The organism is Streptomyces carminius (genome assembly GCF_002794255.1).
Lineage (GTDB): Bacteria > Actinomycetota > Actinomycetes > Streptomycetales > Streptomycetaceae > Streptomyces > Streptomyces carminius.
Genome location: NZ_PGGW01000069.1, coordinates 405,378 through 427,152, shown reverse-complemented (window position 1 = coordinate 427,152; position 21,775 = coordinate 405,378). Strand labels below are relative to the sequence as shown.

The window sequence follows — 21,775 nt, the reverse complement described above, 5'->3', positions numbered from 1 at the left end:
TCCAACAACTTCATCCGCGACGACGGCGCACCATACGGCAGCGGCCGCCAAATCGGCCACGGCTGGAACAACTTCAACCGCATCATCGCAGCCGACGCAACCGGTGACGGATTCACCGACCTGGTGGCACTGAAACCCGACGGCACAATGTGGCTGTACTCCAACAACTTCATCCGCGACGACGGCGCACCATACGGCAGCGGCCGCCAAATCGGCCACGGCTGGAACAACTTCAACCGCATCATCGCCTGACGTCGTCCCCATGGTGCCGGCCGCCCACCCACGACGGCCGGCACCATGTCCGTCGTCGTCCCCTTCCAAGGTGACCCGCAGGTCTTCCTCCTCCGAGCCAGCCGTCACACGATCGCGAATGCCACACGACAATGGCGGACGGCGAGCTCCGGATTCGCTGGACCGGCGAATCCGGAGCACACGAAGCAGCCCGATCGCGCACCGTTGCCCTCGGGCTCCCCGGACGGTCCGGGCGCCGCACCGGAGCGGTGGTGCAACCACTTGGGGGCGGCCCGCCGTCCTGACAGCCACCTGCTGTCCCCGGCCCCCACCCCGGCGGAGCACCGGCAGTGGCCACCTCCCCGTCCGGCACGGAACGGAAGGCGAGCACGCATGAGGGCACGCTGCGTCGTTCTCGACATCGGTGGCGTACTGGAGATCACTCCGGCGACGGGCTGGCAGCAGGACTGGGAACGGCGGCTCGGGCTGCCGGTGGGCACCGTGGACCGGCGGCTGGGCGAGGTCTGGCGGGCGGGGAGCACCGGGGCGATCGATGAGGAGGGGGTGCGGGCACGGGTCGCCGCGGAGCTCGGCCTCGACGCGCCACGGGTCGACGCCTTCATGACCGATCTGTGGGCCGAGTATCTGGGCAGTCCCAACGAGGAGCTGATCGCCTGTGTCCGCGATCTGCGGCCGCATTGCAGGCTCGGCATCCTGAGCAACAGCTTCGTCGGCGCCAGGGAGCGGGAGACGGAGGCGTACCGCTTCGACGAGCTGGTGGAGGAGATCGTCTACTCGCACGAGGTCGGGGTGTGCAAACCCGACCCGGCGGCCTACGCGTTGGTCTGTGCCCGCCTGGAAGTACGTCCGGAGGACTGCCTGTTCGTCGACGACGTGGCGGCCAACGTCGACGCGGCGCGGGAAGCGGGCATGCGGGGGCACCTGTTCGAGGACAACGCGCGGACGATCGCCCGCATCTCCACCCACCTCGGCACCGCCGCCGCGTAGGCCGCCGGCCTGATCCGCCTCACCGGCGACCGCCTTCTCCGAAGACACGGACGCCGGCCGGCACGGTCCGCTCAGAGACGGAGCTCGGGCGGGAAGCCGGTCCGGCGAAGCCGCGGGGGAAGGTGTCCCGTGTCGTTGTAGACCAGCACGGAGGCGGGCCGACCGGGCGCGTACCGGATGACGGTCAGGGCGGCGTGGGCGTGGTTGAGCCCCATCCAGCGCCACTTCGGGGCGTCGAGAGCGGCCCGGACGAGCCAGCCGATGAGGAAGTTGTGCGTCACCACGAGTTCGTGACGGGGTTCATCGCCTTCGACCGGTCCGGTGAACCGGGCAAGGGCCTCCCGCGCCAGCCCGGGGCCGTGTTCGCGCTCCTCGGCCGGGAACCGGGACAGGTGGCCCAGCATGGCGTCGGCCGAATCCGGTGGCAGCTCCTCTCTCTCCGGCAGATGGGGGAGGTAGTCCCCGGCCGGTTCCGACGGCTGCGAGGGGACACCGTCGAGTCGGCCGCAGATCAGTTCGGCGGTCTGCTCCGCTCGTGGCAGTGGTCCGTGGTGGACCACTGCGAGCGGACTGTCGCGAAGCCGCTCACCGAGCAGCACGGCCTGTCGGCGGCCGTCGTCCGTCAGTGTGCTCTCGTCCGGCGAAGCCTCGCCGTGCCTGGTGAGGTAGAGGTGACGGGTGGCTGTTCCGGCCAAGGCGGGGCCCCTTCTCGGCATTCACGATCCGGCGGACGGGTACCCGGACAGACGCCGCACGGCACCGGGCGGTTCGACCGCCGACGTGCGTTCCTCTGGAGACGTGCGTTCCTCTGGAAACGGAGTTCTCGTTTCTCACCCCTCCGAGCCGACCACCGTCCCGTCGGCGGTGACGGCCAGGGAGCCGTGGGTGTCGGTGCGCAGGACGGCGGCGCCGACGGTGCGCAGGGCGGTGAGGGTACGGGGAGCGGGGTGGCCGTAGGGGTTGTCCTCACCACAGGAGATCAGGGCGATACGGGGGCGCAGCCGCGCCAGCAGGGCCGGGTCCTGGTAGGCGGAGCCGTGGTGGGCGACCTTGAGGACGTCGACGGGCGGCAGGTCGGGGCGGGTGGCCAGCAGGCGCTGCTGGGCCGGGGGTTCGAGATCACCCGGAAGGAAGACCGTCAGGTCCCCGGTGCGGGCGAGCAGGGTCACGCTGGCGTCGTTGGCCTCCTCCCCCGAGGAGGCGGGCGGCCCGGGTGGCGGGGGCGTGGTGGGCCACAGCACCTCCCAGGTCAGCGGGCCGATCCGGCGCCGCTCCCCCGGCACCGGCAGCAGGACGGGGATGTCGGCGCGGAACGCGGCGCGGTGGACGGCCGCCGCCTGGCCGGACGGCTCGGCCCGGGTGGTGGTCTGGATCGCGCCGACCGCCCGGCCGCGCAGCACCCCGCCGAGCCCGGCCACATGGTCGGCGTGGAAGTGGGTGAGCACCAGCAGGGGTACGGCGGTGACGCCGAGGGTGCGCAGACAGCGGTCCACCGCCCTCGGGTCGGGGCCGGTGTCGACGACGACCGCCGCGCCCTCCCCCGCCGCCAGGGCCAGCGCGTCGCCCTGACCCACGTCGCAGACGGCCAGCCGCCAGCCGGGGGGCGGCCAGCCGGTGAGCGGGCGGACCAGCGGTACGGGCCGCACGATCGCCAGGACCAGCAGAGCGGCGCAGGCCACACAGAGCCAGGGGTGCCAGGGGTGCCGTATCAGCCGACGGGCGGCCAGGGCCAGCACGCCGGTGAGTGCGGCCAGCAGCAGGGCGCCCGTCCAGCTTCCGGGCCAGTCGATCTCGGCGCCGGGCAGGGCGGCGCCCGTGCGGGCGACGGCGGCGATGCCGCCGGTGGGCCAGCCCGCCAGCCGGGCCAGGAACTCGGCCAGGGGCATGGACAGCGGTGCCGCCGCCAGGGCGGCGAAGCCGAGCACGGTCGCGGGTGCCACCAGGAACTCGGCCAGCAGATTGCACGGGATGGCGACCAGGCTGACATGCGCGGCCAGCACCGCGACCACGGGGGCGCACGCCGCCTGCGCGGCGGCAGCGGCGGCCAGTGCCTCGGCGAGCCGGCCGGGCACCCCCCGGCGGCGCAGGGCTGTGCTCCAGCGGGGCGCGACGGTCAGCAGCGATCCGGTGGCCAGCACGGACAGCAGGAACCCGAAGTCCCGGGCGAGCCAGGGGTCGTACAGCACCAGCAGCAGGACGGCGGCGGCCAGGGCGGGCAGCAGGGAGCGCCGGCGTCCGGTGCCGATCGCCGCGATGGTGATCAGCCCGCAGGCCGCCGCCCGCAGCACACTGGGCTCGGGGCGGCATACCACCACGAAGACGAGGACCAGCAGCGCGCCGGTGACCGCGGTGGTGCGCAGTGACAGTCCCAGCAGGGGTGCGGCCCCGCCGCGTTCGGCGCGGGCGGCCCGGCCCGGCGGTCCGATCAGCAGCACCAGCAGGATCGCGAGGTTGGAGCCGGAGACCGCCAGCAGATGCAGCATGTCCGAGGCGCGGAATGCCTCGTCCAGGTCCTCCGGGATGCGTGAGGTGTCGCCGACCACCAGTCCGGGCAGCAGCGCCCGGGCGTCGGGTGGCAGCCCGTCGCTCGCCTCCCGCAGTCCGGCCCGCAGTTTCCCGGCGGTGCGCTGGACGGTGGTCGGCTCACCGGTCACCGTGGGCGGACCCGTACCGCTCACCCGCAGGACGGCGGCGATGTCCCGGCCACCGGGGCCGTCGTCCGACGCGGGAGCGAGCCGGGCCGCCACCCGCAGCCGGGTGCTGGGGAGGAGCCCGAGCCAGGGCGACGCCCGGTCGGCCGTCGCGGCGGGGCCGGTATCGGGGTCGGTTTCAGAGCCGGTGGCGGTGACGGTCTCCTTCGGCTGCCGCACCAGCAGCAACACCGGGGAACGGGTGGCGGTCACCGTGCCGTCCGTGGTGGTGACGCGGACGGCGTCGGCTCGCAGTGCGATCAGTTCCGGCAGTTGCTCGGAGCCTCTGATCCGGGACTTGACCGTGCGCGGATCGGCGGTGACGGTCACCTCGGCGGTGATGTGGGCGTGTCTTCCGGCCAGGCCGGGCAGGGGGCCGCGGTGGAGGTCGGCGGCGTGCGCCGCGGCCACCCCGCCGCCCGCGGCGGCGCACAGCAGCGTCATGGCCAGCGCCGTACGCCCGCCGTTCCGGGCCTGGTGCCTGCCTCGTTCCTGGTCGCGGTTCCGGGTACGGCTCCGGGCCCGGTGCCGGGTGTGGAGCAGCAGGGCCGCGACCAGCAGCGCACAGCCGGTCACCCCCGCGACGGCCACCCGGCCCGGGGCTCCCAGGGCCAGTGCCGCCGCGCCCCACGCGGCCAGCGCGGGCGGGATCAGCCTCAGGTCGGCCGGGCCCTCCTGCCGTGGCTCGGCTGTCCCCAGCCGGTTCCCCGCCGCGGCGTGCACCGCCGCCCGGCGGGAGGCACCGGCGGCCCGGGCCCACCTGTCGCCGCCGGTCACGGCCCGATGAGGGGCTTCAGATCGGCGAAGCGGCGCTCACCGATGCCGTTGACCTCACGGAGCTGTTCGACGGAGGTGAAACCGCCGTGCTGGTTGCGGTAGTCGATGATGCGCTGGGCCATGACGGGGCCGATACCGGGAAGTGCGTCGAGCTGGTCGGCGGTGGCGGAGCTGAGGCTGACCGGCACGCCCGGCTGCGGACCGCCGCCCCCGGTGACGGCGGACGCGGCGGTGGATCCGGCAGGTGCGGCAGGTACGGCAGGTGCCGTCGGGGGCTGTCCGACGACGATCTGCTCGCCGTCGGCCACCAACCGGGCACGGTTGAGGCCGTGGAGCTCGGTGCCGGGGCGGATGCCGCCCGCGGCCCGCAGGGCGTCCGCCACCCGGGCGCCGGCCGGCAGTCGGTGGACCCCCGGCCTGCGGACCTCGCCCGTCACGTCCACCATCAGCGGCTTCCCGCCGGAGGCCGGTACGGCGGGCGGACCGGCGGGCAGCCCGGACGGTGGGGCGGACGGCAGCCCGGACGGTGCGGCGGCCCGGGCCCGGGAGACCGACTCCACCGGCGGTACCCGCACGGCCTGCGGGCGGCCGTCCCGAAAGTGGTGGACGGCCAGGCCCAGTGCCACGGCGAGCACCAGGGCGAGGGCGGCCAGGGCACGTGGCCGCACCCCGCACCGGGTCCGCAGCCACAGCGGCAGCCGGTCCCGTACGGCCTCTGCCAGCCGGAGGCGCCGGGGCATCCCCCTCTCCGGTCCCGGCTCCGGCCCGGATGGCGGGACCGGTGCGGTAGTGGTGCGGGCGGCGACGCGACCGGAAGCGGAGACGGGAGTGCGCGCGGGGAAAGGAGCGGGGGCGGCGGAACGTGCTCCGGTGGGCGGTGCGGTCCGTACCGGACGCTCCGGAGGTGCCGCCGCACGGCGGTGGGCGCGGGCCTGGCGGACCGCCCCGCGAGCGGCGGCCACGGCCTCCGCCCGGGACAGCGGCGTGGTGGTGTCCGCCCCGACGCCGGGCCCCGGACCGGGCACCGCAGGCGCAGGGGGCGGGAGGAGAAAGGGAGCGGGGGCAGGGGAAGGGGGAGAACCTGAGGCAGGGGCCTGGGGACCGGACGCGGTGTCCGGGCCGCACGGCTCCGGATCGGCGGCCGGCGGCGCATCCGGCAGGAGGACACCGGACCGCTCGCTCAACGGCACCACCGTCGCCACGGCAGCAGCCACGGCATCGAGGGTGGGGGCGGGTGCCTCGGGAGCGGGAGCAGGGCCGGGCACGGAGTCGGGACCGGACGCGGTGTCCGGGCCGCACGGCTCCGGGCCGGCGGCCGGCGGCACGTCCGGCAGGAGGGCGTCGGCCCGCTCGCTCAACGGCACGGCCGTCGCCGCGGTGGTGGTCCGCCGGGAGGTACGCAGCTTGGTCAGACGGCCGGGGCCGGCCGGAACGCGGTGGCGGCCGGGACCGGCCGGAAGGGGGCGCGAGCGGGCATGGGCGCGGGAAGGGGAAGAGGAAGAGGAAGAGGTTCGGGTGCTCATGCCGGTCGACGGTAGGCGGGACGGACCACCCCTGGTGATCATGGTCCTTTTCTGTGGACCACCCACCGGCTGTGGACAACTCCGTCACCTACCCGAGTGACACCACCACACCCAACAGCCCCGGTCCGGTGTGCGCGCCGATGACCGCGCCCACCTCGCTGACGTGCAGGTCCTTCAGCCCCGGCACCCGTTCCCGCAGCCGCTCCGCGAGCTGCTCGGCCCGGTCGGCCGCCGACAGGTGGTGTACGGCGATGTCCACGGCCGAACCGCCCGCCCGGTCCGCCGCGATCTCCTCCAGCCGGGCGATGGCCCGTGACGCGGTGCGCACCTTCTCCAGCAGCTCGATGCGGCCGTCCGCCAGCTCCAGCAACGGCTTGACCGCCAGCGCCGAGCCCAGCAGCGCCCGGGCGGCGCCGATGCGGCCGCCGCGCCGCAGATAGTCCAGGGTGTCGACGTAGAAGAAGGCGGAGGTGTCCTCGGCGCGCTTCCGGGCGGCGGCGACCGTCTCGTCCAGCGAGCCGCCCGCCTCGGCGGTCACGGCGGCGGTCAGGGCACAGAAGCCCAGGGCCATCGCCACCATGCCGGTGTCCACGACCCGTACCGGTACGGGGGCCTCCCGTGCGGCGAGCACGGCCGCGTCGTAGGTGCCGGAGATCTCCGCCGACAGGTGGAGGGAGACGATGCCCGCCACGTCCGCCTGCTCGGCGATGGCGCGATAGGTGTCGGCGAACACCCGCGGCGCGGGCCGGGAGGTGGTCACGGGACGCCGTTTCCTGAGCGCCTCGGCCAGCGACTGGGCGGAGATCTCGGTGCCTTCCTCCAGCGCCCGGTCGCCCAGCACCACGGTCAGCGGCACCGAGGTGATGCGGTGGTGCTCCAGCGCCGCCCTCGGCAGGTAGGCCGTGGAGTCGGTGACGATCGCGACATGGCTGGACATGAGGCGGAGATTACCGGTCACCTCCCGGTGAAGGCGACGTGAACCGCGTGGTACGGCCCGCCGGCCGGCTGCCCGCCGCGCGGCGCCCCGCACGTCCTCACGCGCTCTGCGGACGTCCCCTGCCGAAGTCCGGGCCCGGCTCACGTCCGGATTCGCGCCCCGGCTCGGGGGCCGGTTCCGGAGCGCCGTCCTTGCGGAAATTCGTGCGCCTGGGCGCTTCCGGGGCCGAAGCGCCCAGGTCGGAGCCCAGGTCGGAGGTGCCGGAGGCTTCAGAGCCGCCGGGGATGCCGGGAGCCGGGGCGGAGCCGGTGACCCCCGGGGCGGGGGCGGTGCCGGGAACGGTGTCCGGCTCGGTCCAGTGCCGCAGTGCGCCCGCCTCCAGCTCGATCTGCTGGCTCAGCGCGGCCAGCTCGTCCTCGTCGTACCGCTGGGCGCGGTCCTGTGCGGCGAAGCGGAGGGAGTCCGCGGAGGACCGGATGCGCTGGGCGCGCTCGCGCGCCTCCGGCAGCCGGGCGGCGATCCGGGAACGGTCCGGCTCACGGTCCATCAGCAGCCGCAGTTCCCCGTCGAGCTGGCGGGCGTGCTCGTCCAGCCGGTCGAGCAGCCCGGCGGACTCGCTCAGCGAGGGGTCGTGCCGCATCCCGGTCTCCAGGGCGCGGCGGGTGCTGTCGAGGGAGGAGCGCAGCTCCAGCCGGAGCCGGGCCAGCTCGCCCACCGGGCCGGGCTGGGCGCCGCGGGCCTTGAGCGCGGTGTCCTCCACCGTCCGCCGTGCCTGGACTCCGGCCCGTTCCACGCCGCGCTTGACCGCACGTGCGGTCTTCACGGCGGCGATGGTGCCGACCGTCACGAAGAGCACGACGAGCAGTGCCACCAGACCGATGACGAACTCCACAAGGCCGCTCCCTCGTCCACCGTGTGTCGCCGCCCCGCCCCGGGCCGGGGGGACGGCCGTCCCTCCAGGGTAAACGGGGAACGGCGGTCAGGGGTTCCGGCGAGCCGGGGTCCGGCGGGCCCACTTCGCCTCACCTGTGTGACACGCGTTCCGGCCGGATCGCCGCACCGGACCTGCCGGTGGCCGCCCGCCGCTGGTCTACTGGCCGTGGACACCGTTACCGGGCTGGATGGTGATGCGCTGATGACCGCGTGGACGCGACGAGCCGGGAGACGGGCCGGAACCCGGGCCCCGGGCGGAACCCGGGCCGACGGCCCGGCCGGGGACCCGGCCGACGCCCTGGCCGAGGACCTGGCCGCCGTCGTGGGCCGCGAGCACGTCCGGGTGGACGACGGCGCGCTCGCCGCCTACGCCCGCGACGCCACCCCCCTGTTCAGCGCCCGGCCGCAGGCCGTGGTGCTGCCGGGCAGCACCGAGGAGGTCGCCGCGATCCTGCGGTACGCCACCGAACGGGGCGTGCCCGTCGTACCGCGCGGCGCCGGCTCCAACCTGTGCGCCGCCACCGTGCCCCTGAGCGGGGGCGTCGTCATGGCCCTGACCCGGTTCGACCGCATCCTGGAGATCAGCCCGGGCGAGCTGCTGGCCCGCGTGCAGACCGGGGTCACCACCGCCGCCCTCGCCGACGCGGCCGCGGCACGGGGCCTGCTCTACGCCCCCGACCCCGGCAGCCGCACCGTCTCCACCGTCGGCGGCAACGTGGCGACCTGCGCCGGCGGTCTGCGCGGCCTGAAGTACGGCGTCACCCGCAACCACGTGCTCGGTCTGGAGGCCGTCCTGCCCACCGGTGAGGTCATCCGCACCGGCGGCCGGCTGTGGAAGGACGTGGCCGGCTACGACCTCACCCGGCTGCTCACCGGCTCCGAGGGCACGCTCGCGGTGATCACCGAGGTCACCGTGGCCCTGCTGCCCGCGCCCGAGGAGACCGGCACCGGCGTGGCCTACTTCGGCTCCCTCGCCGACGCCTCCCGCGCCGTGGCGGCCGTCATCGCCGACGGGATCGTCCCGGCCACCCTGGAGTTCCTCGACCGCAAGTGCGTCTCCGCCGTCGAGGAGTTCGCCGGGCTCGGACTGCGGCAGGACGCCGGGGCGCTGCTGCTCTTCGGCGACGACGGACCGGCGCGCACCGTGGCCGGCACCCTCGCCCGCATCGGGGAGGTGTGCACCGGGTCCGGCGCGCTGGAGGTCACCCTCGCCGAGGACATCGCCCGCTCCGACGCCCTGCTCGCGGCCCGCCGCTGCGCGCTCCCGGCACTCTCCCGGCTGGGCTCGCTGACGATCCTGGAGGACGCCACCGTGCCCCGCCACCGGCTCGCCGAGATGGTGGACCGCATCGACGAGATCGCCGACCGCCACGGCCTGCGGATCGCCACCTTCGGGCACGCCGGGGACGGCAACCTCCACCCCACCTGCGTACTGGACCCCGACGACACCGAGGGTGCCGACCGCGCCCACACGGCGTTCGGCGAGATCTTCGCCGCCGCCATCGCCATGGACGGCACCATCACCGGCGAGCACGGCGTCGGCGCCGCCAAGCTGCCCTATCTGGCCGACCGGATCGGCACCGACCAGGTCGACCTGCTGCGCCGCATCAAGCTGGCCTTCGACCCGGCGGGCATCCTCAACCCAGGAAAGCTGGGATCGTGACCGGGCCCGCGAGCACGCCCCCCGGCCCGGGCGGAGAGCAGGGCCGCGGCGTCTTCGACAAGGAGCTGCTCGACCGCTGCATCTCCTGCGGGTTCTGCCTGCCCGCCTGCCCCACCTACGACCTCACCGGTCAGGAGACCTCCTCCCCGCGCGGCCGCATCACCCTGATGCGGGCGCTGGAGTCCGGTGATCTCGCGCCGGACGACCCCACGCTGGCCGAGGAGTCGTCGTTCTGTCTGGGCTGCCGGGCCTGTGAGACGGTCTGCCCGGCGGGCGTGGAGTACGGGCGGTTGCTGGAACAGTGGCGCGACCACCAGTGGCAGGGGGCCGGCCGGCCCCTGATCGCCCGCGGGCTGACGGCGCTGGTGTCCCGGCCCGGAGTGCTGGGGCTCCAGGGGCTCGTACGCCGCCATGCCCGCGGCGGGGCCGCGCCGGAGGAGGAACCGGAACACGGGCCGGAACGGGAACACGGGCCGGAACAGGAACAGGAGCGGAAACAGCCCGTCTCGCTGATGCTGGGCTGCGTGGAACGCGGTCTGTACCCGGCGGTCTCCCGGGCCGCCCGGGAACTGCGGCCGGAACTCGCCGTCCCCGCCGGCCAGGGCTGCTGCGGCGCCCTGCACGCCCACAACGGCGACTCCGCCACCGGCGCCGCCCTGGCCCGCGCGCTCGGTGAGCGGCTGTCCGGCACCGTCGTGACCACCGCCGGCGGCTGCGCCGCCCATCTCGCCCACCACCTCGGCCGCGACCGCGTCCGCGAACTGAGCGAGTACCTCGACCACGCCGGCCACCGGCCGGCGGGCGAGGTCAGGGCGGGCGACCGCCGGGCGCGGGTCACGCTCCAGGACTCCTGCCACCTGCGCAACGGGCTGGGCGTGGTCCGGCAGCCCCGGGAGCTCGTCGCCGCGGTCGCCGACTACGTCGAGCTCCCGGGCGCGGGTGTCTGCTGCGGCGCCGCCGGGACGTACGCGATGCTGCGGCCGGACGACAGCAGGGCCGTTCTGGATCCCAAGCTGGACGCCCTGGCGGAGCTGGACGTGGACTACGTCGTGACGGTCAACCCCGGCTGTCTGCGCCAGCTCCGCCAGGGGCTGCGCCGCCGGCGCTCCCGGGTGAAGGCGGTCCATCTCGCCGAACTGCTCGCCATGGCCGCGCGGCCGGGGAAGCCCGCGGAGCCCGCGGAGGGCGACGGGACCGGTGACCCGGCGGAGGGCTGGGCAGCGGGGAGGTGAGGGGCGCGGGACCGCGGGCCCCGCGCCCCTCACCCGTCCCGGCCGGTCCGCGGTCCGCGGTCCGCGGTCAGGCCGGGACGACGTTCACCAGCTTCGGCGCCCGGACGATCACCTTGCGGAGGTCCGCACCGCCCAGCGCGGCCACGATCGCGGGCTCGGCCAGCGCCCGGGCCTCCAGATCAGCGTCCGAGATGTCCGGGGAGACCTCCAGCCGGGCCCTGACCTTGCCCCTGACCTGCACGACACAGGTCACCGTCTCGTCCACCACGTACCGCGGGTCGGCGACGGGGAAGGGCGCGTACACGACACTGCCGGTGTGGCCCAGCCGGTGCCACAGCTCCTCGCCGACGTGCGGGGCCAGCGGCGCGATCAGCAGCACCAGGTGCTCGGCCACCGAGCGCGGCACCTCCCGCAGCCGGGTGGCGTGGTTGTTCAGCTCGGTGATCTTCGCGATGGCGGTGTTGAAGCGCAGGTTCTCCATGTCCTTGCGCACCCCGTCGACCGCCTTGTGGACCGCGCGCAGGGTCTCCTCGTCCGGTTCGGCGTCGACGACCGTGACCTCGCCGGTCGCCTCGTCGACGACGTTGCGCCACAGCCGCTGCAGCAGCCGGTACTGGCCGACGACCGCCCGGGTGTCCCACGGCCGCGACACGTCCAGCGGACCCATGGCCATCTCGTACAGACGCAGCGTGTCGGCGCCGTACTCGGCGCAGATCTCGTCCGGTGTGACGGCGTTCTTCAGGGACTTGCCCATCTTGCCCAGCGTCCGGCTGACCTTCTCGCCGTGGTACCAGTACGCGCCGTCGCGCTCGGTCACCTCCGCGGCGGGCACTGCGATGCCGCGCGCGTCGCGGTAGACGTACGCCTGGATCATGCCCTGGTTGAACAGCTTGTGGAACGGCTCGGCCGAGGAGATGTGGCCCAGGTCGTACAGCACCTTGGACCAGAAGCGCGCGTACAGCAGGTGCAGCACGGCGTGCTCGGCGCCGCCGACGTACAGGTCGACGCCGCCGGTGGGCATCCCCTCGCGCGGGCCCATCCAGTACCGCTCGATCTCCGGGTCGACCAGCTTCTCGCTGTTGTCCGGGTCCAGGTAGCGCAGCTCGTACCAGCACGAACCGGCCCAGTTGGGCATGGTGTTGGTCTCGCGGCGGAACCGGCGCGGGCCGCGGCCGTCGCCCAGGTCCAGGGTGACGTTCACCCAGTCCTGGTTCCGCGACAGCGGGGTCTCGGGCTCGGTGTCGGCGTCGTCGGGGTCGAAGGTGCGCGGCGAGTAGTCCTCGACCTCGGGCAGTTCCAGCGGCAGCATCGACTCGGGCAGCGCGTGGGCGACGCCGTCCTCGTCGTAGACGATCGGGAAGGGCTCGCCCCAGTAGCGCTGGCGGCTGAACAGCCAGTCGCGCAGCCGGTAGTTGACGGTGCCCTCGCCGATGCCGCGCTCGGCCAGCCACTGGCTCATCCGGGCCTTGGCCTCGGCCACGCCCAGGCCGTCCAGCGTCACTCCCCCGCCGGTGGAGTTGACGATCCGCGCGTCGTGGGAGGCGAAGGCGTCGTCCCAGCCGGCGGGGTCGGTGCCGCGTCCGTCGGTGGGCTCGACGACGCAGCGCATCGGCAGTTCGAAGGCACGGGCGAAGGCGAAGTCGCGGCTGTCGTGCGCGGGGACGGCCATGACGGCGCCGGTGCCGTAGCCCATCAGCACGTAGTCGGCGACGAACACCGGGATCCGTTCGCCGTTGGCCGGGTTGACGGCCCAGGCGCCGGTGAAGACGCCGGTCTTCTCCCGGTCCTCGCCGGCCTCGGCCTGCCGCTCGACGTCCGACTTGGCCGCGGCCTGCTTGCGGTAGGCGGAGACCGCCTCGGCGGGAGTGGCGTGGCCGCCGGTCCACGCCTCCCGGGTGCCCTCGGGCCAGGCTCCGGGGACGATCCGGTCCACCAGGCCGTGCTCGGGGGCCAGCACCATGTAGGTGGCGCCGAACAGGGTGTCCTGGCGGGTGGTGAAGACGGTGATCCGCTCGGTGGCGCCGGCGGCTCCCTCGACCGGGAACTCGACGCGGGCGCCCTCGCTGCGGCCGATCCAGTTGCGCTGCTGCAGCTTGATGGCCTCGGGCCAGTCCAGCGTGTCCAGGTCTTCCAGCAGCCGCTCGGCGTACGCGGTGATGCGCATGTTCCACTGGCGCAGCTTGGCCTTGAAGACGGGGAAGTTGCCGCGCTCGGAGCGGCCCTCGGCGGTGACCTCCTCGTTGGCCAGGACGGTGCCCAGGCCGGGGCACCAGTTGACCGGTGCGTCCGAGGCGTAGGCCAAGCGGTACCCGCCCAGCACGTCGGCCCGCTCGGTCTCGCTCAGCTCGCTCCAGGGCCTGCCGTCGGGGGTGGGACGCGTGCCGCTCTCGAAGCGCTCGGCCAGTTCGGCGATCGGACGGGCCCGGCCGGCCTCCTCGTCGTACCAGGAGTTGAAGATCTGCAGGAAGATCCACTGGGTCCAGCGGTAGTAGTCCGGTTCGATCGTGGCGAACGAGCGGCGCCGGTCGTGCCCCAGGCCCAGCCGTCGCAGCTGGGCCCGCATGTTCTCGATGTTGGCCTCGGTGGAGATCCGCGGATGGGTGCCGGTCTGCACGGCGTACTGCTCGGCGGGCAGGCCGAAGGCGTCGAAGCCCAGGGTGTGCAGGACATTGTGGCCGGTCATGCGCAGATGGCGCGCGGCGACGTCGGTGGCGATGTAGCCCAGCGGGTGTCCGACGTGCAGTCCGGCACCCGAGGGGTACGGGAACATGTCCATGATGAACCGCTTGGGCCGGGCCACCGTCTCCCGGTCCCCGGCCAGGTCGCCGACGGGGTTGGGCGCCTCGTAGGTGCCCTGCTCCTCCCAGAAGTCCTGCCAGCGCGCCTCGATCTCGGCGGCCAGCGCGGCCGTGTAGCGATGGGGGGCCGCGGTCTCCGCGGCGGCGGTGGTCTCGCTCATCGTCCTCTAAGCTCCATCGGTCGTCATCTGCCCGCGGGAACCCGGGCCCGGGCGGGGCCCGGTGCGCCGCGGCCCGCGGAGCAGCCGTGGCCCGGAAAGCAAAAAACCCCTCGCACAGGAGGGGACGCCGCGCTGATTCCGGCTCTCCCGGCCGGGCCGGGAAGTCGGCGGTCGTTCAGCGCGGCCCGCTAAGCAGAAGGCGTACGGCACGCATGGCGTCAGGGTACCGCAAGGGCCTGACGGGGCCGGTATTCCGTCCACAGCCCGGACCGGTGGAACACCGGGTGAAACACGAGAGCGGGCCGCCCTTCCGGGCGACCCGCTCTCTCCTCGGTGTGGAGCTAAGGAGAATCGAACTCCTGACCTCTTGCATGCCATGCAAGCGCTCTACCAACTGAGCTATAGCCCCGAGGTGGTCCGCTCGCGGTCTCCCGCGGCGGCGACGCCTACTCTACACGGCCCCCGCCGCACTTCACCAAATCCATATCCGGCCGCGCCGCCCCCGGAAGGCACGGAAGAAGCGGGAGAGCCGCCGGGAGCCGGGGCCCGTGGCGGGCCCCGGCTCCCGGCGGCGGGACCGATGACGCGATCAGGCCGCCACGAACGAGTAGAAACGCTTGAGAGTGCAGTGCTCCTCCAGCAGCCGCCCGTAGATCGGCTCGCCCTCCAGCTCCCGGTAGATCTCGATCGGGTCACCCTTGATGATCAGCGCCCGCGCGCACTCGACGCACCAGTACTGGTAGGCCGCGTTGACCGGTTCCATGTCGCGGACGATCGGGGTGCCCCTTCCGCACCAGTCGCACTTCCTGCTGTGTGCACCCATGTCCGTCAGTCAACTCCAGCCGTGGCCGCGGGCGTGCGCACGTGGGAAAACCCTCCGTTGTCTCCATTGCTCCCGAACGCTCCGGCGACGTCTTCCGATCCACGGACCGACAACCGTGGAGCCGTGGAACCCCTCGGCATCGCGGTGTCCCTCCTCGGCATAGCGCCCACCGAGCCGCTCCGGTGGTACGCCGCCTTGTCCAGTGCTCCGATTCTGCCATGCTCCGCTCCCGGGCAGGAGTACGCCGGAGGCCCCCGCTCCGTTCAACGGCCCCCGTTCACGGACCGGAACCGCGCCGGGCACCGCGGTGCCGGCCACGGCCGGACGAGGGGGCGGGACGAGGCGGAACGGAAAGGGGCTGGAGGAACGGGAGGCGGGCCCGGCAGCCGGGGCCGGCAGCCGGGGCCGGTCAGGACGGGTTCCGGCGGAAAACGACGATCCCGCCCCCTGCCGGACGGGGACGGGATCGGATGTCCTGTGGAGCTAAGGAGAATCGAACTCCTGACCTCTTGCATGCCATGCAAGCGCTCTACCAACTGAGCTATAGCCCCGAACCCGCGGCTCCGCCGTTTCCACCGCGGTGCCGTGAACGGGAAGAAGCTTAACCGGTGACCTGCCCGGATGCGAAATCCGCCCCCGGCCCGCCCGGAGCCGCGCCCTCCCGGGTCCCGCCGGTCAGACGTCGTCGCCGAGGACCGGCTCGGGGAGCGTCCCGGCGTTGTGCTCCAGCAGCCGCCAGCCGCGGGCGCCCTCGCCCAGGACGGACCAGCAGCAGTTGGTCAGCCCGCCCAGCGCCTCCCAGGAGCGCGGCTCCAGACCGAGCAGCCGGCCGATGGTGGTGCGGATGGTGCCGCCGTGGCTGACCACCACCAGCACCCCGCCGTCCGGCAGCTTGTCGGCGCTGCGCTCGACGACCGGCGCCGCGCGCTCGGCCACCTCGGTCTCCAGTTCGCCGCCGCCGCGCCGCACGGGCTCGCCGCGCTTCCAGGCGGCGTACTCCTCGCCGTACCGGTCGACGATCTCCTCGTGCGTCAGGCCCTGCCAGACGCCCGCGTACGTCTCGCGCAGCCCCTCGTCGTGGGAGACCTCCAGGCCGGTGACCGCGGCCAGCTGGGCGGCGGTGTCGGCGGCGCGCCTCAGGTCGGAGGCGATGATCGCGTCCGGTCTGAGCGCCGCGAGCAGCCGGGCCGCGCGCCGTGCCTGCTCCAGACCCGTCTCGGTCAGCTCGATGTCCGTGGTGCCCTGGAAGCGGCGCTCGAGGTTCCACGCGGTCTGGCCGTGCCGCCACAGCACGATGCGGCGGCCGCGTCCCGCCACCCGTCCGTTCAGCTCACTCACCGCCCTCGCGCGCGGCGGCCTCGCCCTTGCCCCGGGTGGCCTCGGCGTCCTCCGGCAGATCGAGCCGCGGGCAGTCCTTCCACAGCCGTTCCAGCGCGTAGAAGACCCGCTCCTCGCTGTGCTGGACGTGCACCACGATGTCGACGAAGTCGAGCAGGACCCAGCGGCCCTCGCGCTCGCCCTCCCGGCGGACCGGCTTGACCCCCTTCTCCTTCTGCAGCCGCTCCTCGATCTCGTCGACGATCGACTTGACCTGACGGTCGTTGGGGGCGGACGCCAGCAGGAAGGCGTCGGTGATGGAGAGCACATCGCTGACGTCGTACGCGACGATGTCGTGGGCGAGCTTGTCGGCGGCGGCCTGGGCGGCTGCGCTGATCAGCTCGATGGAGCGGTCCGTGGCGGTCACAGGCAACGCTTTCGATCGGTGGTCAACAACCCCTCCAGGATCTCACGATCCGCCGCGGTCCGGCTCCCGCCGGCCGCGGCGGCCGCCGCCCCGCCCGCGCCCCGGCCGTCAGCCGTCCGCGGGCTCGTAGTCCCCGCCCAGCACCACCGTCACATCGGCGTTCGCCGCGCCCTTGGCCTTGGCCACGGACTTCTCCGGCAGCCCGAGCGTCCTGGCGACCTCCTCGGCCTTCGCCTTGTCCGCCGGATCCGCGTACGTCACCCGGCTGCTCCCCCGGGCGGAGCCCGCGCCGCCGCCGACCACGGTGTACCCGGCGTTCACCAGCGTCACCCGGGCGGTGCCGACGGCGGACTCCTCCCCGGTGGCGTTCTTCAGGCTCACCCGCGGGGTGGCGTCCGGGTCGGCGTTCTTCACCGTGCCGCCGAGCACGTCCTTGACCAGGCCGTCGCTGACCTTCTCGCTCAGGGTGCCGTCCTCCTCCACCGGCAGCAGCTCGGTGGCGTGGTCGCCCTTCTTCGCGTACCCGGCCAGCGGGGCGAGACTGGCCCCGAGCTGGGACTCCGTCAGGGACGGGTCGTGTATCTGGGCCAGCGCGCCGACGGTCTTGATGGCGGTCGCCGGGTCGTCGGACATCTTCTCCAGCGTGGCCTCGACCACCTGGCCGAACCGGACGAGCTGCTTGCTCTGGGGCTCCCCGGCGGCCCGGTGGGTGGCGTAGGCGACGGCGGCGTTCCCGTCGAGGTCCCGCTCCTTGCCCTTCTCGACCAGTGGGTCGTCGCCCTTCTTGGCGCCGGGCACGGTGGTGTCGGCGTCGACGGTGATGCCGCCTACCAGCTCGACCCACTTGTACAGATAGGGGGTGTCCAGCCGCCAGGTGCCCCGGATCTCGGTGCCGAGCAGCAGGCCCAGTGCGTCGCGGGTGGCGGCGGCGCCCTCGGACTGGAACGCCTTGCCGAGCGTGGTCGCCGTGCCCGTCCCGCCGGCGGAGGAGACGGCCAGGGAGTTGGGCAGCAGGACCGTGGTGCCCTTCCCCGCCGCCTCGTTGTTGACCAGCAGCGCGGTGGAGGTCTCGCCGCCGTCCACCTCGCGCAGGTGGACGACGATCACCGAGCGCTTCTGGGCGCCGCCCGCCGCCGGGCCCGAGTCCTCGGAACCGGACATCCCGGGCAGCAGGCCCGCGGCCCACAGCCAGCCGGCCCCGCCGACCAGCACCACGGCGAGCGTGACGACCAGCGCCACCGTGCGGTTGCGGCCCCGGCGTTTGGCCTCCTCGCGCCGCTCGGTGCGGTTCTCGGAGAACTTCAGCCAGTCGATGACGTCCTCGGTCTCCCCATCCTGCTCCTCGACGAAGGAGAACTCCTCGGTCCGGTACTCGTCGTCCGCACCCGTGCCCGAGTCCGACTCCGTGCCCGAGTCCCTGTCCCTGTCCCTGTCCCTGTCCGGGGAGGCGACCGCGCCGTCCGCTCCTGCCGTGCCGTCCGCGGTCCCGCTCCCCTCCTCGTACCAGGGGGTCTGGGGCTGCTGCGGGATCCAGACGCCGTCCGCCCGCGGCTGCTGACCGGTGTCGGACGGATACGGGTCGTACGGGTCGTACGCGGGCTGCTGCCCCGTCCCGGCGTCCGGCGCGGGGTAACCGCCGGGGGCGTAGGCGGAGGGGTCGGTGGAGGGGGAACCGGTGGGGTAGGGATCCTGCCCGTAGGCCTCCGGGGCATAAGGGTCCTGGGAGTAGGCGCCCGGGGAGTAGCCGTTCTGGGGGTAGGCGTCCGGAGGGTAGGCGTCCTGGGCGCCCTGGGCGTAGGAGTCGGGCGCGTAGCCGCCGGAGGCGTACGTTCCGTAGGGGTCGTACGCGTCGTACGCGGGCTGCTGCCCCGCCCCGGCGTCCGGTGCGGGGTAGCCGTCCCGCGGTTCGGTGCGCACGGGCCGGCCGTACTCGTCGTAGCCGTAGCCGTAGCCGTCCGCCCGCGGCGGCTCTCCCGGCCCGTAGGGGTCCTGTCGGTCGTTCACGGCTGCCGCCCCTCTAGCTCTTCCGCGCCTGAGCGTCCCGGTACAGCTGGCGTTTGTTGATGTAACGCACCACCCCGTCCGGCACCAGGTACCAGACGGGATCCCCCTGCGCCACTCGGGCGCGGCAGTCCGTCGAGGAGATCGCCAGCGCCGGGACCTCGATCAGCGACACCCCGCCGTCCGGCAGTCCCGGGTCGGCCAGCGGATGCCCGGGACGGGTGACGCCGATGAAGTGGGCGAGCGAGAACAGCTCCTCGGCGTCGCGCCAGGTGAGGATCTGGGCGAGCGCGTCCGCACCGGTGATGAAGAACAGTTCGGCGTCGGGTTCCAGTGCCCGCAGGTCCCGCAGTGTGTCGATGGTGTACGTCCGGCCACCGCGGTCGATGTCGATGCGGCTGACCGAGAACTGCGGGTTGGAGGCGGTCGCGATGACCGTCATCAGATAACGGTCCTCGGCCGGCGACACCACCTTGTGGCTCTTCTGCCACGGCTGTCCGGTCGGCACGAAGACGACCTCGTCGAGGTGGAACCGCGCCGCCACCTCGCTCGCCGCGACCAGGTGCCCGTGGTGGATCGGGTCGAATGTCCCGCCCATGACACCCAGCCGCCGCCCGGCGGTTGCGGTGCCGGGCACTATGTGCTCTCCCATGCGTGCCGACCTTAGCCGTCCGATGCCGTTCGCGCCGCTCCCGGGAACGCGGAGTTCAGCGGTCCCGGTTGAAGCGGGTGGTGATCCACAGCAGCAGCATCAGGGCCAGGAAGGCGCCGACACCGGTGACGTACGGGTTGACGGTCGCTTCGCCGTGCTCGCCGTTCTCGGCGGCGAGGAGGGTGAGGCTGTGCACGGTGTCGGGGAGCGTCATCTCGGCAGACCCATCCGGTAGGAGCGGAAACTTGAGGCACATCGTAAGCGGGCCGGGATGCTGTGGCGCGCGGCACCCACCGCCTAGGGTGGGGTGCGACAGGGGGACGGGGCCGGACGAGACCCGCAGGGGGCAGACGATGACCGAGGCCAACGGCAGTACCGAACACCTCCCGGGCCGCAACAGGCGGCGTTTTCCGGGAATCTCCTCACGGGCGTACGAGCACCCCGCGGACCGTTCGGCGCTGGTGGCGCTGCGCAGACTGAGCGGGTTCGACACCGTCTTCAAGGCGCTGAGCGGGCTGCTGCCCGAGCGCAGCCTGCGGCTGCTGTTCCTGTCCGACTCGGTGCGGGTGGACGACGCGCAGTTCGGCCATCTGTACGCCATGCTGCGGGACGCCTGCTACATCCTGGACCTGGAGAAGGTCCCGCCGATGTACGTCACCCAGGATCCGAAGCCCAACGCCATGTGCATCGGTCTGGACGAGCCGATCATCGTGGTGACGACCGGGCTGATCGAGCTGCTGGACGAGGAGGAGATGCGGGCGGTGATCGGCCACGAGGTCGGTCACGCCCTGTCCGGTCACGCGGTCTACCGCACCATCCTGCTCTTCCTGACGGGTCTGGCCGTGAAGGTGGCGTGGATACCGCTGGGCAATGTGGCGATCATGGCGATCGTGACGGCGCTGCGCGAGTGGTTCCGCAAGTCGGAGCTGTCGGCGGACCGGGCCGGGCTGCTGGTCGGCCAGGACCTCCAGGCGTCGATGCGCGGTCTGATGAAGATCGCGGGCGGCAACCACCTGCACCAGATGAACGTGGACGCGTTCCTGAAGCAGGCCGAGGAGTACGAGTCCAGCGGCGACCTGCGCGACTCCGTCCTGAAGATCCTCAACGTGCTGCCGCGCAGCCACCCCTTCACCACGGTGCGCGCCGCGGAGCTGCGCCGCTGGGCCTCCGGCCGCGACTACCAGCGGATCATGGACGGCCACTACCCGCGGCGCGAGGACGACAAGGAGACCTCGGTCTACGAATCGTTCCGGCAGTCCGCGAGCCACTACTCCGAGACCGTGCGCACCAGCAAGGACCCGCTGATGGGCCTGTTGCGGGACCTCACCGACGGCGCCGGGGACCTCGGCGGCAAGCTGCGCGGCCGCTTCGCCGGGCGACCGGGCGACGGCGGCGGTGACAGTGGCGGTGACGGCAGCGGTGACGGTGGCAGCGGCGGCAGGGGCCCGGGCGGCGGCGCTACGGGCCCGGCCGGGAGCTAGGGTCCAGGGTCCCGCACAGCGGAACGGCGGGGTCCCCCCGCTCGTACGGATCGGTGGCGGCGGGACGGTCGTCCCCGGTGGTCTGCCCGGCCGTCAGGGGCCGCAGCACGTCGTGGGGCCGGGCGGTGCAGGACATCGGCCCGGCCCGCACCGTGGCCCGCTCCACCGTGACCCGCTGGTCGCGCAGGTCCTCGCGGTCGAAGCGCAGCAGCAGCTCGCGCCGCACCGTGAACAGCGAGGCTCCGGAGACGTCGGCGTCGCCGGCGTCTCCGGCCTCCCCGTCATGGGGCGCCGGGGAGGCGGGACGATCCGCCGCAGAGACAGCCGGACGGACGGCGTAGACGAGGACGTGGTCGGTGCGGACCTCCAGGGCGCCGGAGCCCGCCTCCCGGATCTCCATCGTGCCGTGCACCCGCACTCCCGCGCCGGTCAGCACCGTGCTGCCCGGGTGGAAGCGCAGCAGCCAGCCGGTCGCCGCATGGCGCCCGTCGGCGGCGGGCCGCTCCAGACTGCGGTCGAACTGCGGATGCTGGTCCGGGTCGAGCAGTATCCGCACCGGGCGCACGGTACCGCCGCCCAGCACCTCGGGGTTGAGGGAACTCTCGACCACGTACTCCTTGGCGGTGGCCAGCGCGGCGAGCACCTGGCTCTCGGCGAAGTGGGCCGTGGCGCGGGCCGGGGGCAGCGTCACCCCGGCGGCGCCGACGTAGAACTCCGCGGCCGGGCTGCGCTCGAAGAGCCGCTCCGGCCGGCCGCCGGGCACCGTCCCGACCGGTGAGAGCGGGATCACCGTGCTGCTCAGCGGCTGCCGTTCCACCGGCTCCCGGGAGTGCGGGGCGGGGCGGGTGCCCAGGTAGACGGCGGTGCCGAAGGCGAGCGCCAGCAGCAGCACCAGGACCAGGCCCTGCCACACCGGGCCGCGCGAGGACTCGGACGGCAGGGCGCGCACCGGGTGCTCGTGGTCCGCCAGCCGCTCCCGCGCGGAGAACTCCTGGAGCCGGGCAGCGCGTACGAAGGACTCGTCGAAGACCGTGGAACGGTACTCGTCGTCACCACCGCCCGGGGCGCCCTCGGGCGGTGGGTCTCCAGGCCCGGCCATACTTTCAGGGTAGGTCTGCGGA

At 73.6% G+C, this 21,775-nt stretch carries 17 protein-coding genes, 2 tRNA genes and 1 pseudogene; 5 read left to right on the top strand and 15 right to left on the bottom strand.

All coding sequences use genetic code 11. The annotated features are described in order from the left end of the window. Together CUT44_RS33265 and CUT44_RS28835 are read left to right on the top strand one after the other, a co-directional pair. Positions 1–252, top strand: a pseudogene (locus CUT44_RS33265) (hypothetical protein); the annotation flags it as partial. Between the two features lie 372 nt (positions 253–624). Then, positions 625–1,239, top strand: coding sequence for an HAD family hydrolase (locus CUT44_RS28835; protein ID WP_100204889.1), 615 nt, complete (start codon positions 625–627; stop codon positions 1,237–1,239). A 71-nt stretch (positions 1,240–1,310) separates the two neighbouring features. On the opposite strand, the gene CUT44_RS28830 is transcribed toward CUT44_RS28835, so the two are convergent. The 5 genes from CUT44_RS28830 to CUT44_RS28810 form a co-directional block, all read right to left on the bottom strand. Further along, positions 1,311–1,934 carry a histidine phosphatase family protein gene (locus tag CUT44_RS28830; RefSeq protein WP_100204888.1) on the bottom strand — a complete coding sequence of 208 codons (624 nt, stop codon included), beginning with the start codon at positions 1,932–1,934 and terminating at the stop codon, positions 1,311–1,313. A gap of 135 nt (positions 1,935–2,069) precedes the next feature. Next, positions 2,070–4,706 (bottom strand): ComEC/Rec2 family competence protein, encoded by a 2,637-nt coding sequence (locus CUT44_RS28825; RefSeq protein ID WP_100204887.1) that lies wholly within the window; start codon positions 4,704–4,706, stop codon positions 2,070–2,072. After that, complete coding sequence (locus CUT44_RS33665) at positions 4,703–5,446, bottom strand: ComEA family DNA-binding protein (RefSeq protein WP_199185872.1); 744 nt, start codon at positions 5,444–5,446, stop codon at positions 4,703–4,705. Before CUT44_RS33665 ends, CUT44_RS28825 begins: the two co-directional genes overlap by 4 nt. A gap of 871 nt (positions 5,447–6,317) precedes the next feature. Beyond that, positions 6,318–7,166: a DegV family protein gene (locus CUT44_RS28815; RefSeq protein ID WP_100204885.1), complete on the bottom strand. Its 849-nt coding sequence runs from the start codon at positions 7,164–7,166 to the stop codon at positions 6,318–6,320. 97 nt (positions 7,167–7,263) lie between these two features. Then, the gene (locus CUT44_RS28810) at positions 7,264–8,058 is read right to left on the bottom strand and encodes a hypothetical protein (RefSeq protein ID WP_199185871.1); all 795 of its coding nucleotides are present in this window, start codon (positions 8,056–8,058) and stop codon (positions 7,264–7,266) included. Between the two features lie 243 nt (positions 8,059–8,301). Here CUT44_RS28810 and CUT44_RS28805 point away from each other — a divergent pair, with 243 nt between their 5' ends. Continuing rightward, positions 8,302–9,762 (top strand): FAD-binding oxidoreductase, encoded by a 1,461-nt coding sequence (locus CUT44_RS28805; protein WP_100204884.1) that lies wholly within the window; start codon positions 8,302–8,304, stop codon positions 9,760–9,762. Next, entirely contained in the window at positions 9,759–10,994 is a 1,236-nt protein-coding gene (locus CUT44_RS34630) for a (Fe-S)-binding protein (RefSeq protein WP_100204883.1), read from the top strand. Before CUT44_RS28805 ends, CUT44_RS34630 begins: the two co-directional genes overlap by 4 nt. 67 nt (positions 10,995–11,061) lie before the next feature. Here CUT44_RS34630 and leuS read toward each other — a convergent pair whose 3' ends face one another. From leuS to CUT44_RS33660, 9 genes are all read right to left on the bottom strand, one after another. Beyond that, the gene (gene leuS, locus CUT44_RS28795) at positions 11,062–13,953 is read right to left on the bottom strand and encodes a leucine--tRNA ligase (protein WP_100204882.1); all 2,892 of its coding nucleotides are present in this window, start codon (positions 13,951–13,953) and stop codon (positions 11,062–11,064) included. Between the two features lie 336 nt (positions 13,954–14,289). Continuing rightward, a tRNA-Ala gene (locus CUT44_RS28790) sits at positions 14,290–14,362 on the bottom strand. A gap of 180 nt (positions 14,363–14,542) precedes the next feature. Then, positions 14,543–14,776: a hypothetical protein gene (locus CUT44_RS28785; RefSeq protein WP_100204881.1), complete on the bottom strand. Its 234-nt coding sequence runs from the start codon at positions 14,774–14,776 to the stop codon at positions 14,543–14,545. Positions 14,777–15,254: 478 nt separating this feature from the next. Continuing rightward, positions 15,255–15,327, bottom strand: a tRNA-Ala gene (locus tag CUT44_RS28780). 124 nt (positions 15,328–15,451) lie between these two features. Further along, positions 15,452–16,105: a histidine phosphatase family protein gene (locus tag CUT44_RS28775; protein WP_408646822.1), complete on the bottom strand. Its 654-nt coding sequence runs from the start codon at positions 16,103–16,105 to the stop codon at positions 15,452–15,454. 1 nt (position 16,106) lies between these two features. Beyond that, complete coding sequence (gene rsfS / locus CUT44_RS28770) at positions 16,107–16,520, bottom strand: ribosome silencing factor (RefSeq protein ID WP_100204879.1); 414 nt, start codon at positions 16,518–16,520, stop codon at positions 16,107–16,109. Positions 16,521–16,628: 108 nt separating this feature from the next. Beyond that, the gene (locus CUT44_RS28765) at positions 16,629–18,524 is read right to left on the bottom strand and encodes an LCP family protein (protein WP_233221732.1); all 1,896 of its coding nucleotides are present in this window, start codon (positions 18,522–18,524) and stop codon (positions 16,629–16,631) included. A gap of 13 nt (positions 18,525–18,537) precedes the next feature. Next, the gene (nadD, locus tag CUT44_RS28760) at positions 18,538–19,173 is read right to left on the bottom strand and encodes a nicotinate-nucleotide adenylyltransferase (protein WP_100204877.1); all 636 of its coding nucleotides are present in this window, start codon (positions 19,171–19,173) and stop codon (positions 18,538–18,540) included. Positions 19,174–19,228: 55 nt separating this feature from the next. Further along, the gene (locus tag CUT44_RS33660; protein WP_199185870.1) at positions 19,229–19,387 is read right to left on the bottom strand and encodes a hypothetical protein; all 159 of its coding nucleotides are present in this window, start codon (positions 19,385–19,387) and stop codon (positions 19,229–19,231) included. Positions 19,388–19,526: 139 nt separating this feature from the next. On the opposite strand from CUT44_RS33660, the gene CUT44_RS28755 reads away from it, so the two are divergent. Next, positions 19,527–20,654 carry a M48 family metallopeptidase gene (locus tag CUT44_RS28755; RefSeq protein ID WP_100204876.1) on the top strand — a complete coding sequence of 376 codons (1,128 nt, stop codon included), beginning with the start codon at positions 19,527–19,529 and terminating at the stop codon, positions 20,652–20,654. Here the strand turns inward: CUT44_RS28755 and CUT44_RS28750 are convergent. Next, complete coding sequence (locus CUT44_RS28750; protein ID WP_100204875.1) at positions 20,632–21,753, bottom strand: SCO2583 family membrane protein; 1,122 nt, start codon at positions 21,751–21,753, stop codon at positions 20,632–20,634. The two genes, CUT44_RS28755 and CUT44_RS28750, sit on opposite strands and share 23 nt — an antisense overlap. Positions 21,754–21,775 lie beyond the last annotated feature (22 nt).